Origin of the sequence: Brevundimonas sp. BAL450, from assembly GCF_015767455.1 — a bacterium.
GTDB lineage: Bacteria > Pseudomonadota > Alphaproteobacteria > Caulobacterales > Caulobacteraceae > Brevundimonas > Brevundimonas abyssalis.
The window spans coordinates 83,538-96,611 of the sequence record NZ_JADWOW010000048.1 but is presented as its reverse complement, the minus strand read 5'-3'; the positions used below and the strand labels follow the sequence as shown (position 1 = coordinate 96,611).

Genomic DNA, 13,074 nt, shown 5'->3' with positions numbered 1-13,074 from the left:
CGCCGTGGCCGCTGCATTGTGACGCGGGTCCACGCCCGCGCGATTGGGAAAACGAATGGCAAAGTCCACCGCCGGCCTGACCATCAACGGCCAGATCGCCTCCGCCCAGACCTTCACCGGCAAAAAGCGCATCCGCAAGTCCTTCGGGCGCATCCCCGAGGCGGTGCAGATGCCGAACCTGATCGAGGTTCAGCGCGCGTCCTACGAGCAGTTCCTGCAGCGCGAGGTCCGTCCCGGCCAGCGCAAGGACGAGGGTATCGAGGCGGTCTTCAAGTCGGTCTTCCCGATCAAGGACTTCAACGAACGCGCCGTGCTGGAATATGTCTCCTACGAGTTCGAGGAGCCCAAGTACGACGTCGAGGAATGCATCCAGCGCGACATGACCTACGCCGCGCCGCTGAAGGTCAAGCTGCGCCTGATCGTGTTCGAGACCGACGAGGAGACCGGCGCGCGCTCGGTCAAGGACATCAAGGAGCAGGACGTCTACATGGGCGACATCCCGCTCATGACCGGCAAGGGCACCTTCGTCGTCAACGGCACCGAGCGGGTGATCGTCTCCCAGATGCACCGGTCGCCGGGCGTCTTCTTCGACCACGACAAGGGCAAGACGCACGCCTCGGGCAAGCTGCTGTTCGCCGCCCGCGTGATCCCCTATCGCGGCTCCTGGCTGGACTTCGAGTTCGACGCCAAGGACCTCGTCTATGTGCGTATCGACCGTCGCCGCAAGCTGCCCGCCACCACCTTCCTGATGGCCTTGGGCATGGACGGCGAGGAGATCCTGCGGACCTTCTACGAAACCGTCCCCTACGAGAAGCGCGGCGAAGGCTGGGTCACCCCCTACAAGCCCGAGCGCTGGCGCGGGGTTAAGCCCGAATTCGATCTGGTCGACGCCGACACCGGCGAAGTCGCCGCCCCGGCCGGAACCAAGGTCAGCGCCCGTCAGGCCAAGAAGCTGGCCGACGGCGGCCTGAAGTCCCTGCTGCTGGCGCCCGACGCCCTGCTGGGGCGCTACCTGGCCGCCGACGCGGTCAACATGGAAACCGGCGAGATCTACGCCGAGGCCGGCGACGAGCTGGACCAGGCCGCCATCGAGCTGCTCGAGGAGAGCGGCTTCTCCACCATCGACGTGCTGGACATCGACCACGTCACGGTCGGCGCCTACATGCGCAACACCCTGCGGGTGGACAAGAACGACGCCCGCGAGGACGCCCTGTTCGACGTCTACCGCGTCATGCGCCCGGGCGAGCCGCCGACGCCGGAAGCGGCCGACGCCATGTTCAACAGCCTGTTCTTCGATTCCGAGCGCTACGACCTGTCCTCGGTCGGCCGCGTGAAGATGAACATGCGCCTGGAGACGCCGGAAGTCGCCGACGACATCCGCGTCCTGCGCAAGGACGACGTGCTCAAGGTCCTGCAGATCCTGGTGGGCCTGAAGGACGGCCGCGGCGAGATCGACGACATCGACAACCTCGGCAACCGCCGGGTCCGTTCGGTGGGCGAGCTGCTGGAGAACCAGTACCGCGTCGGCCTGCTGCGCATGGAGCGCGCCATCAAGGAGCGCATGTCCTCGGTCGATATCGACACGGTCATGCCGCACGACCTGATCAACGCCAAGCCGGCCGCCGCGGCCGTGCGCGAGTTCTTCGGGTCGTCGCAGCTGTCCCAGTTCATGGACCAGACCAACCCGCTGTCGGAAATCACCCACAAGCGCCGCCTGTCGGCGCTCGGCCCGGGCGGTCTGACCCGCGAGCGCGCCGGCTTCGAAGTCCGCGACGTGCACCCGACCCACTACGGCCGCATCTGCCCGATCGAAACGCCGGAAGGCCCGAACATCGGCCTGATTAACTCGCTGGCCACCCACGCGCGGGTCAACAAGTACGGCTTCATCGAGAGCCCGTACCGCCGCATCAAGGACGGCAAGACCACCGACGACGTGGTCTACATCTCGGCGATGGAAGAGGCGAAATACACCATCGCCCAGGCCAACATCGAGCTGAAGGACGGCGAAATCGTCGAGGATCTGGTCCCGGGCCGGATCAACGGTGAATCCCAGCTTCTGCCCAAGGAAGCGGTCGACATGATGGACGTGTCGCCGAAACAGGTCGTTTCGGTCGCCGCGGCCCTGATCCCGTTCCTGGAAAACGATGACGCCAACCGGGCCCTGATGGGCGCCAACATGCAGCGTCAGGCCGTGCCGCTGGTGCAAGCTGACGCCCCGCTCGTGGGCACCGGCATGGAAGACGTGGTGGCCCGCGACTCCGGCGCCGTGGTCGTGGCTCGCCGCGACGGCGTGGTCGAGCAGATCGACGGCACCCGCATCGTGGTGCGCGCCACCTCGGACCTGGAAGCCGCCCGCTCGGGCGTGGACATCTACCGCCTGTCCAAGTTCCAGCGCTCCAACCAGTCCACCTGCATCAACCAGCGCCCGATCGTGCGCGTGGGCGATGCGGTCAAGAGCGGCGACGTCATCGCCGACGGCCCGTCCACGGACCTGGGCGAACTGGCCCTGGGCCGCAACGCGCTCGTCGCGTTCATGCCCTGGAACGGCTACAACTTCGAGGACTCGATCCTGATCTCCGAGCGCATCGTGCGCGACGACGTCTTCACCTCCATCCACCTGGAGGAGTTCGAGGTCATGGCCCGCGACACCAAGCTCGGGCCCGAGGAAATCACCCGCGACATCCCCAACGTCGGTGAAGAAGCCCTCCGCAATCTGGACGAGGCCGGCATCGTCGCCATCGGCGCCGAAGTGCACGCCGGCGACATCCTGGTCGGCAAGGTCACGCCCAAGGGCGAGAGCCCGATGACCCCGGAAGAGAAGCTGCTGCGCGCCATCTTCGGCGAAAAGGCCTCGGACGTGCGCGACACCTCCCTGCGCCTGCCGCCCGGCGCCAGCGGCATCATCATCGACGTCCGAGTCTTCAACCGTCACGGCGTCGACAAGGACGAGCGCGCCATGGCCATCGAGCGTTCGGAAATCGAACGCCTGGGCAAGGACCGCGACGACGAGCTCAAGATCCTCGAGCGCAACGTCTATTCGCGCCTCAAGGAGCTGGTGCTCGGCAAGACCGCCGTGTCCGGTCCCAAGGGCCTGGGCCGCGGCGAGATCACCGAGGCCAAGCTGGACGAACTGTCGCGCGGCCTGTGGTGGCAGATCGCCATGGACGACGAAAAGGCCCAGGGCGAGCTCGAGGCCATGAAGAAGTCGTTCGAGGACGCCCGCAAGGCCCTCGACCGTCGCTTCGAGGACAAGGTCGAGAAGCTGCAGCGCGGCGACGAACTGCCCCCGGGCGTCATGAAGATGGTCAAGGTCTTCGTGGCTGTGAAGCGCAAGCTGCAGCCCGGCGACAAGATGGCCGGCCGCCACGGCAACAAGGGCGTGATCTCCAAGATCCTGCCCATGGAGGACATGCCCTTCCTCGAGGACGGCACGCCGGTCGACGTCGTGCTGAACCCGCTGGGCGTGCCCTCGCGCATGAACATCGGCCAGATCTTTGAAACGCACCTGGGCTGGGCTTCGGCCGGTCTGGGCCGCCAGATCAAGGGTCTGCTCGAGGACTGGACCCAGAACGGGGGGCAGAAGAAGGCCCTGATCGAACGCCTCACCGAGATCTACGGCGCGGACACCCCCCTGCCGCAGGACGAGGACGAGCTGATCGAACTGGCCCGCAACCTGTCCAAGGGCGTTCCGTTCGCCACCCCGGTGTTCGACGGCGCGCACATCTCGGACATCGAGCGCCTGCTGGAAGAGGCCGGCCTGAACAAGTCCGGCCAGTCCTGGCTGTACGACGGCCAGACCGGGGAGCGCTTCAAGCGTCCGGTCACGGTCGGCTACATCTACATGCTGAAGCTGCACCACCTGGTGGACGACAAGATCCACGCCCGCTCCATCGGCCCCTACAGCCTGGTCACCCAGCAACCGCTGGGCGGCAAGGCCCAGTTCGGCGGCCAGCGTTTCGGCGAGATGGAGGTGTGGGCGCTGGAGGCTTACGGCGCCGCCTACACCCTGCAGGAGATGCTGACGGTGAAGTCCGACGACGTGGCCGGCCGCACCAAGGTCTACGAAGCCATCGTCCGCGGCGACGACAGCTTCGAGGCGGGCATTCCCGAGAGCTTCAACGTGCTCGTCAAGGAAATGCGCTCGCTGGGTCTGAACGTGGAGCTGGAGAACGGCTGATCGACCGATGATCCCTCCTCACGCAAGCGGGGAGGGACGGTCTCTCGCTCTTCTCCCTCAATGAATTTTGGCGGGTAGCCCCGCAGAAGGAATCAAGATGAACCAGGAAGTCCTGAACATCTTCAACCCGGTCCCGGTCACCCCGACCTTCGACCAGATCAAGATCGCCCTGGCCTCGCCGGAGAAGATCAAGTCCTGGTCGTTCGGCGAGATCAAGAAGCCGGAGACGATCAACTACCGCACGTTCAAGCCCGAGCGTGACGGCCTGTTCTGCGCCCGCATCTTCGGTCCGACCAAGGACTACGAGTGCCTGTGCGGCAAGTACAAGCGCATGAAGTACAAGGGCATCATCTGCGAGAAGTGCGGCGTGGAGGTCACCCTGGCCCGCGTCCGTCGCGAGCGCATGGGCCACATCGAACTGGCCGCCCCGGTCGCCCACATCTGGTTCCTGAAGTCCCTGCCCAGCCGCATCTCGCTGATGCTGGACATGGCCCTGAAGGACGTGGAGCGGGTTCTCTATTTCGAGAACTACATCGTCACCGAGCCGGGCCTCACGCCCCTCAAGCAGAACCAGCTTCTGACCGAGGACGAGTACTACCAGTTCCAGGAAGAGTACGGCGATGACGGCTTCACCGCCGAGATCGGCGCCGAGGCCGTGCGCGGCCTGCTTATGGGCATCGACCTGCACGCCGAGGCCGAGAAGCATCGCGCCGAACTGGCCGACAGCCCCTCGGAGCTGAAGGCCAAGAAGGCCTCCAAGCGCCTCAAGATCATGGAAGCCTTCATCGAGTCCGGCAACAAGCCGGAGTGGATGATCCTGACCATCGTGCCGGTCATCCCGCCGGAACTGCGCCCGCTGGTGCCGCTGGACGGCGGCCGCTTCGCCACCTCCGACCTGAACGACCTGTATCGCCGGGTCATCAACCGGAACAACCGCCTGAAGCGCCTGATGGAGCTTCGCGCGCCGGACATCATCATCCGCAACGAAAAGCGGATGCTGCAGGAATCCGTCGACGCCCTGTTCGACAACGGCCGCCGCGGCCGGGTCATCACCGGCGCCAACAAGCGGCCCCTGAAGTCGCTGGCCGACATGCTGAAGGGCAAGCAGGGCCGCTTCCGTCAGAACCTGCTGGGCAAGCGCGTGGACTACTCGGGCCGTTCGGTCATCGTGGTGGGTCCCGAGCTCAAGCTGCACGAGTGCGGCCTGCCCAAGAAGATGGCGCTGGAGCTGTTCAAGCCGTTCATCTACGCGCGTCTGGACGCCAAGGGCCTGTCGGGCACCGTCAAGCAGTCCAAGCGCATGGTCGAGCGTGAGCAGCCCCAGGTCTGGGACATCCTCGACGAGGTGATCCGCGAACACCCGGTTCTGCTGAACCGCGCCCCGACGCTTCACCGTCTGGGCATCCAGGCGTTCGAGCCCAAGCTGATCGAGGGCAAGGCCATCCAGCTTCACCCGCTGGTCTGCGCCGCCTTCAACGCCGACTTCGACGGCGACCAGATGGCCGTGCACGTCCCGCTGAGCCTCGAGGCCCAGCTGGAAGCGCGCGTGCTGATGATGTCCACCAACAACATCCTCAGCCCCGCCAACGGCAAGCCGATCATCGTGCCGTCGCAGGACATCGTCCTGGGCCTGTACTACCTGTCGCTGGTCAAGGACGGCGAGCCGGGTGAGAACAAGCTGTTCGCCAACATCGGCGAGATCGACGCCGCGCTCGACGCTGGCGTGGTGACCCTGCACAGCAAGATCAAGGCCCGCTGGACCGAGCACGACGCCGAGGGCAAGGAGGTGACCAAGGTCATCGACACCACCCCCGGCCGCATGAAGCTGGGGGCCCTGCTGCCGCGCAACCCCAACGTCGGCTACCGCCTTCTGGAGAAGAACCTCACCAAGAAGGAAATCGGCAATCTGATCGACGTGGTCTATCGCCACTGCGGTCAGAAGGCGACGGTGATCTTCGCCGACCGCATGATGCAGCTGGGCTTCCGTGAGGCGGCCAAGGCGGGCATCTCGTTCGGCAAGGACGACATCGTGATCCCGGCCAGGAAGACCGAGATCGTCGACGCCACCCGCGCCCAGGTCGAGGAGTACGAGCAACAGTACGCCGACGGCCTGATCACCAAGGGCGAGAAGTACAACAAGGTCGTTGACGCCTGGGCCAAGGCCACCGATCGCATCGCCGACGAGATGATGGGCGAGATCGCCCAGCCGGTGCAGCTGGGCGACGGCCGCACCGCCGAGATCAACTCGGTATACATGATGGCCAACTCCGGGGCTCGTGGCTCCCAGGCCCAGATGAAACAGCTGGGCGGCATGCGCGGCCTGATGGCCAAGCCCTCCGGCGAGATCATCGAGACCCCGATCGTCTCGAACTTCAAGGAAGGCCTGACCGTGCTGGAGTACTTCAACTCCACCCACGGCGCCCGTAAGGGTCTGGCTGACACCGCCCTGAAGACCGCCAACTCGGGTTATCTGACCCGTCGTCTGGTGGACGTGGCGCAGGACTCCATCGTCACCGAGGAAGACTGCGGCTCCACGCGCGGCATCACCCTGCGCGCGGTGGTCGAGGGCGGCGACGTCCTGGTTTCGCTGGGGCAGCGCGTGCTGGGCCGTTACGCGGCCGAGGACATCAAGGAGCCGGGCACGGACAACGTCCTGTTCCCCGCCGACACCTATCTGGTCGAGGAGGTCATCGAAGAGATCGAGGCCGCCGGCGTCCAGTCGGTCAAGGTGCGCTCGGCCCTCACGTGTGAGGCCGAGGCCGGAATCTGCGGCATGTGCTACGGCCGTGACCTGGCGCGCGGCACCAACGTCAACATCGGCGAGGCGGTCGGGGTCATCGCGGCCCAGTCCATCGGCGAGCCGGGCACCCAGCTGACGATGCGGACCTTCCACATCGGCGGCACCGCCCAGGTGGCCGAAACCTCGTTCGTGGAAGCGACCAACGCCGGCTCCATCAAGATCGTCGGCCCGACCGTCAAGGCGGCCCACGGGGATCTGGTGGCCATGAGCCGCAACGTCGTCATCACCGTGGTGGTCGACGGCAAGGATCGCGAGAGCCACAAGGTGCCCTACGGCGCCCGCCTGCGGGTCAAGGACGGTGTCGAGATCAAGCGCGGCGAGCGCATGGCCGAGTGGGATCCCTACACCACCCCGATCATCACCGAGGTGGGTGGTTCGGTCCGCTTCGAGGATCTGGCCGACGGCCTGTCGGTCAAGGAAGAGACGGACGAGGCCACCGGCATCACCCAGCGCGTCGTCTCCGACTGGCGCGCCAGCCCCCGCGGCTCGGACCTGCGTCCGGCCCTGGGCGTGATCAAGGGCGAGTCCTACGCCAAGCTGGCCTCGGGCTCCGACGCCCGCTACCTGCTGCCCGTGGGCGCGATCCTCTCGGTCAACAACGGTGACGAGGTCAAGCCGGGCGAGATCATCGCCCGTATCCCGACCGAAGGCGCCAAGACCCGAGACATCACCGGCGGTCTGCCGCGGGTGGCCGAGCTGTTCGAGGCCCGTCGTCCCAAGGACTGCGCGGTCATCGCCGAGATGGACGGCCGCGTCGAGTTCGGTCGCGACTACAAGAACAAGCGCCGCATCAAGATCACGCCTGAGCCGGACGCTGACGGCAACCAGGCCGATGCGGTCGAGTTCCTGATCCCCAAGGGCAAGCACATCTCCGTCCACGACGGCGATCTGATCCAGAAGGGCGACTACATCATCGATGGCAACCCGGATCCGCACGATCTGCTGCGCATCCAGGGGGTCGAGGCGCTGGCCGAGTATCTGGTCAACGAAGTGCAGGAGGTCTACCGACTGCAGGGCGTGCCGATCAACGACAAGCACATCGAGGTGATCGTTCGCCAGATGCTGCAGAAGGTCGAAATCCTCGATCCGGGCGAAACCGGCCTGATCAAGGGCGATCACATGGACCGTCCCGAGTTCGACATCGAGCAGGCCAAGACCGTGAAGCGCAAGGCCCGCCCGGCGACCACCCAGCCGGTTCTGCTGGGCATCACCAAGGCCTCGCTGCAGACCAAGAGCTTCATCTCGGCCGCCTCCTTCCAGGAGACGACCCGCGTGCTGACCGACGCCTCGGTCAACGGCAAGGTCGATACCCTGGAAGGCCTGAAGGAGAACGTGATCGTGGGCCGCCTGATTCCGGCGGGCACGGGCGCCTATCTCCGGTCGCTGCAGAAGATCGCCAACGAGCGCGACGCCGTCCTCACCAAGCAGCGCGAGGACGCCGTCGAGCCGCTGCCGGCCGATCTGGCGCTGGAGCTGGAAGGCGAGAAGACCGAAGGCTGACAAGCCTGCCTCAAAACGATCAGGGCGGCGTCGAAAGGCGCCGCCCTTTTCTTTGCCGATCGCACGTCCCCGATTGACGCAGCGTGCCCTTACGGTCGTCGGCCATGAGCGAGATCGTGGCGACAGACCATGAGGCCGCGCCGGACCTGGGCTGGATGATCGCCCGGGCCTGGCGTCTGGCCGCGCGCGCCATCCGCACCGGGCGCGCGGGCGAGGCCATGCGCTGGTTGTCTGTCCACGCCCGGCTGGCGGCCATGGCCGAACCAGACCAGACGCCCGACCCCGACCCCGGCCCCGCTCCGGCCGCCACAGCCGAATCCGACCCGGCCCCGGGGGCGGTGCGGCCTGAAAAGGCTGTTCGTGCCGCCGCGCCCGGATTGCACCAATTGCACCAATTGCACCGTGCAATTCCCCGGCGTCCGGCTCAGACGCCGACCACCGGCCCCGACCCGCCCTGATCCACGTCGTCCGGACCGGAATTGGTCGGGTTCCGGGCGTCCTTCAGACGATGATGCTCACCATGCAGGCCCCGTCAGCCCCTTCCACGAGAAGGGGGTTCGGTCGGCTCGCCTGAAGGCTGATGCGCCAAGGCCGGATGGCGATCAGGCCATCTGCTCGCGGGCCTTGGTGAAATACTGCCAGCCGGTCCAGACGGTGACGATGGCGGCGATCCAGAGCATCACATCGGCGAAGGTCTGGAAGTTGGGCAGCAGCTGCAGATCCCAGCCGAACACGCCCCAGTTCAGGGCCAGCAACTGCAGGCCCAGCGAGAACAGCTGCAGCGTCGTCTTCCACTTGGCCAAGGTCGTCACCGGCAGCTTGACCTCGCCCGCCAGGGTCTCGCGCAGCGCCGAGACCGCGAACTCGCGGAACAGGATCAGGCCGCAGGGGATGGCGATCTGGGTCAGCGAGCCCGAGGTCAGCAGCCCCAGGATGGCGCCGGTCACCAGGATCTTGTCGGCGATGGGGTCCAGAATGGCGCCCCAGCGGCTCTCCACCTTCCAGCGCCGCGCCAGGAACCCGTCCACCCAGTCGGTGGAGGCGGCGATGACGAAGATGAAGAAGGCGGCGCGATACAGGGCGAACTGGTCGTCCGGGCTCAGATAGGCGGACAGGATCGGCGTCGCCGTCGCTCCCGCCAGGATCAGGAACATGATCACCCCCGCCGCCAGCCGGGCGCCGGTCAGGATGTTCGGGATGTTGCGCAGCGGCGAGGTCATGGGGGTTCTCTGGAGCATGGTCAGGGTTCCTGGACGCGCGGAACGGCGTCCGGGTCGTGATCCGCGGAAGGATGCCGTTTCATCGCCTCATCCTCCCAGGTCTTGGCTTCGGTGAGGAAGGAATAGATAGCCGCCTGCATGGCGAAGATGACGCCTGCCCAGCCCGCCCGGTACAGCTTGCGCCCGTACAGGACCCGAAGGAAATAGACTGGCGGGTTGAGCAGCATGCGCCAGGGCGTGAAGCGCTTCTTTCCCGCCGCGCGCATGCCGGCCTTGAGGGTGGCGTAACGCTCTTCCTTGACCACCACCTCGCCGACGGTCAGCGGGCGATAATGCAGCAGGGCGCCTCGCCGGGCCACGCGCACGGCGCCGTCCGGGATCAGGCCCTCGTGCACGGTCTTCCTGATGTCGAACACCGCCTTGCCCTTTCGGAACAGCCGCAGATTGGCGCTGTCTCCGACGCCCCTGGGCGTATAGCCGTAACCGATCAGCCAGGGCCGCCGCGGCAGGCGCCAGCCCACCACATCATCCGGCGCGGCCACAAGGTCGGGCAGGGCGGTGCGCAGATCCTCATCCAGACGTTCGTCCGCGTCGATGCTGAGCAGCCAGGGCTGCGTCGCCTGTTCGAGGGCGAACTGCTTCTGACGGGCGAAACCCAGCCAGTCCTGATGCATGAAGCGGATGGGGAAGCCTTCCTCCGTCAGTCGCGCCACCACCTCTGGCGTGGCGTCGGTGGACCCGGAATCCACGATGACGATCTCGGCGCACTGGTCCAGGGACCGGACGCACGCCTCGATGGTTTCGGCCTCATTGAGGCAGATGACGAAGGCGGAAAGGGGGAGGCGCTCGCTCAAGCGTCCGCATCCAGACTCTTGAACACGCCGTCCGCCTGCATGCGCCACAGGACGCCGTTGGCGATGCCGAAATGCAGGCCCACGAGTTCAAGATCGCCCATCGCTTCACGCTCGGCAATCCACGGGAAGGTCCGCAGGTTGTCGATCGACAGGCGCACCACGGCGTGTTCGCCGGCGACCTGCTTGTCATCGTCATCCAGCCCCTCTGTGGCGCGGCGAACGACCGGCTCGGCCTGGGCGACCCAGGGGCGCACGAAGTCGTTGCAGCTGTCCGGGGCGCCGTTGATCATGGCGTTGACCCCGCCGCACAGGGCGTGGCCCATGACCACGATGCGCTCCACGCCGAGCACCCGCACGCCGAACTCGAGGGCGGCCGACACCCCGTGCAGGCCGCCGTCCGGCTGATAGGGCGGGACGATGTTGGCCACATTCCGGACCACGAAAAGCTGACCGGGCGCGGCGTCGAAGATGAGAGCGGGGTCCGCGCGGCTGTCGGAACAAGCGACCACCAGGGTGTGGGGTTTCTGGCCCTTGGCCGCCAGGGCTTCATACTCGGCGCGCGCTTGGGTCCAGCCGTCCTGGCGAAAGCGGGCGTACCCGGAAAGGAGGGGATCGGATTCGTCAGTCATGCCGCCTCTTCTAGGCCTTTCGGAAGTTGGCGTGAATACGCTCCGCCAGGGCGCGGCTGATGCCCTCCACCTTCTCCAGATCGGTCACCGAGGCCCGCGACACGCCCCGCGCCGAGCCGAAGGCGTGCAGCAGCGCCTTCTTGCGCCCCGGCCCCACGCCCTCGATCTCGTCCAGCGGGTTGCGCTTGATGTCCATGGACCGGCGCTTGGCGTGGGCCCCGTTGGCGAAGCGGTGGGCCTCGTCGCGCAGCCTTTGTAGATAATAGAGGGCAGGAGACTTCAGCGGCAGCATGAAGGGCGCCTTGCCCGGCATGAAGAACTTCTCCATGCCCGCGTCCCGGTCCGGTCCCTTGGCCACCCCCACCACGGGGATGTCGTCGACGCCCAGATCGGCCAGCACCGCCATCACCTCGGCCAGTTGCCCGGCCCCGCCGTCGATCAGCAGCAGGTCGGGCCGCTCCACCGGCTCGCCGGCCTCCTCTTCCTTGACCAGCCTGCCGAAGCGGCGGCGCATCACCTCGCGCATCATGCCGTAGTCGTCGCCGGGGCTCAGCTCCTCGTCGCGGATATTGAACTTGCGGTACTGGTTCTTCCGGAAGCCCTCGGGCCCGGTCACGATCATGCCGCCCACCGGGTTCGAGCCCTGGATGTGGGCGTTGTCATAGACCTCGATCCGCTCGGGCCGCGCATCCAGCCCGAACGCCTCGCAGACGTCATCGAGGATCTTGGTCTGGGCCGAGTTCTCGGCCAGCTTGCGGCCCAGCGCCTCGCGGGCGTTGGTCAGGGCGTGGCGGACCAGGTCGGCCTTCTCGCCCCGGCGCGGAATGGCGATCTCCACCCGGCGCTCCGCCTTCATGGAGAAGGCCTCGGCCAGCAGCTCGATCTCGTGCGGCGAGACATTGGTCAGGATCAGGCGCGGGACCGGCTTGTCTTCATAGAACTGCCCCAGGAAGGCGCCGAGGATCTCCGGGTCGCTGTCGCTGCGGTCGATGCGGGGGAAATAGGCCCGCCCGCCCCAGTTCTGGCCCGCGCGGAAGAAGAAGGCCTGGATGCACGCCTGACCGCCGTCGGAGAACAGGGCGAAGACGTCGGCCTCCTCCACGGTCTCGGCGTTGATCGACTGCTCCATGGTGATGGCCGACAGCGCCCGGATGCGGTCCCGCACCCGCGCCGCGCGCTCGAAGTCCAGATCGTCCGAGGCCGCCTGCATCTCGCTCGACAGCCGGCCGATCACCGCCCGCGACTTGCCGCGCAGGAACTGTTCGGCCGCGCTGACCAGTTCGCCATAGTCCTCCAGGCTGATCAGGCCGGTGCACGGCGCCGAGCATCGCTTGATCTGGTGCAGCATGCAGGGGCGGATGCGGCTTTCGTAGACGCTGTCGGAGCAGGACCTGAGAAGGAACGCCTTCTGCAGGGTGTTCAGCGTGCGGTTCACCGCCCAGGTGGAGGCGAAGGGGCCGAAATAGTCGCCAGGCACGGTGTGGGCGCCCCGGTGCTTGCGGACCTGGGGCGCGCGGTGGTCGCGGCGGATCATCAGCTCGGCGAACGACTTGTCGTCGCGCAGCACCACATTGAAGCGCGGCTTCAGCTTCTTGATGAAGTTGGATTCCAGCAACAGGGCCTCGGTCTCCGAGGCCGTGACCACCATCTCCATGGACCGGGTCAGGGACACCATCAGGGCGATGCGCTGGGTGTGGAACCGCCCCTGGGCGTACTGCATAACGCGCTTCTTCAGGGACCGCGCCTTGCCCACGTACAGGCAGGTCCCGTCCTCGCCATACATGCGATAGACGCCCGGCTTGTCCGGCGCGCGCCGCGCCTCGTCGCGGATCAGCTCGGCGGCGGCCAGCGAGGGTTCCGGGGGCGTTTCGATGGGCGGGGATTCGGTCACGGG

7 protein-coding genes are annotated in these 13,074 nt (G+C 66.6%); 3 read left to right on the top strand and 4 right to left on the bottom strand.

Features of this window, described 5'->3' with window-relative positions; genetic code table 11:
• The first annotated feature begins 55 nt into the window (after positions 1-55).
• From rpoB to IWC96_RS07825, 3 genes are all read left to right on the top strand, one after another.
• Positions 56-4,177 carry a DNA-directed RNA polymerase subunit beta gene (gene rpoB, locus IWC96_RS07835; RefSeq protein WP_021697946.1) on the top strand — a complete coding sequence of 1,374 codons (4,122 nt, stop codon included), beginning with the start codon at positions 56-58 and terminating at the stop codon, positions 4,175-4,177.
• Positions 4,178-4,274: 97 nt separating this feature from the next.
• Positions 4,275-8,477, top strand: a complete 4,203-nt coding sequence (rpoC, locus tag IWC96_RS07830) for a DNA-directed RNA polymerase subunit beta' (protein ID WP_196838678.1) — start codon at positions 4,275-4,277, stop codon at positions 8,475-8,477.
• A 104-nt stretch (positions 8,478-8,581) separates the two neighbouring features.
• A complete protein-coding gene (locus tag IWC96_RS07825) occupies positions 8,582-8,935 on the top strand; it encodes a hypothetical protein (protein WP_021697944.1) in 354 nt (117 codons plus the stop codon).
• A gap of 144 nt (positions 8,936-9,079) precedes the next feature.
• On the opposite strand, the gene pgsA is transcribed toward IWC96_RS07825, so the two are convergent.
• Genes pgsA through uvrC form a run of 4 tightly spaced genes read right to left on the bottom strand, consistent with a single transcriptional unit; the run spans position 9,080 to position 13,071 of the window.
• Positions 9,080-9,715, bottom strand: a complete 636-nt coding sequence (gene pgsA / locus IWC96_RS07820) for a CDP-diacylglycerol--glycerol-3-phosphate 3-phosphatidyltransferase (RefSeq protein ID WP_231378960.1) — start codon at positions 9,713-9,715, stop codon at positions 9,080-9,082.
• A gap of 2 nt (positions 9,716-9,717) precedes the next feature.
• Positions 9,718-10,551: a glycosyltransferase family 2 protein gene (locus tag IWC96_RS07815; RefSeq protein WP_021697942.1), complete on the bottom strand. Its 834-nt coding sequence runs from the start codon at positions 10,549-10,551 to the stop codon at positions 9,718-9,720.
• Positions 10,548-11,180, bottom strand: a complete 633-nt coding sequence (locus IWC96_RS07810; RefSeq protein ID WP_021697941.1) for a carbonic anhydrase — start codon at positions 11,178-11,180, stop codon at positions 10,548-10,550. Before IWC96_RS07810 ends, IWC96_RS07815 begins: the two co-directional genes overlap by 4 nt.
• Positions 11,181-11,190: 10 nt before the next feature.
• Positions 11,191-13,071: an excinuclease ABC subunit UvrC gene (gene uvrC, locus IWC96_RS07805; RefSeq protein ID WP_021697940.1), complete on the bottom strand. Its 1,881-nt coding sequence runs from the start codon at positions 13,069-13,071 to the stop codon at positions 11,191-11,193.
• Positions 13,072-13,074 lie beyond the last annotated feature (3 nt).

Coding starts and splice junctions, on each gene's coding strand:
- rpoC (WP_196838678.1), top strand. CDS start 4,275: ATGAACCAGGAAGTCCTGAACATCTTCAACCCGGTCCCGGTCACCCCG.
- IWC96_RS07810 (WP_021697941.1), bottom strand. CDS start 11,180: ATGACTGACGAATCCGATCCCCTCCTTTCCGGGTACGCCCGCTTTCGC.
- rpoB (WP_021697946.1), top strand. CDS start 56: ATGGCAAAGTCCACCGCCGGCCTGACCATCAACGGCCAGATCGCCTCC.
- pgsA (WP_231378960.1), bottom strand. CDS start 9,715: ATGCTCCAGAGAACCCCCATGACCTCGCCGCTGCGCAACATCCCGAAC.
- IWC96_RS07825 (WP_021697944.1), top strand. CDS start 8,582: ATGAGCGAGATCGTGGCGACAGACCATGAGGCCGCGCCGGACCTGGGC.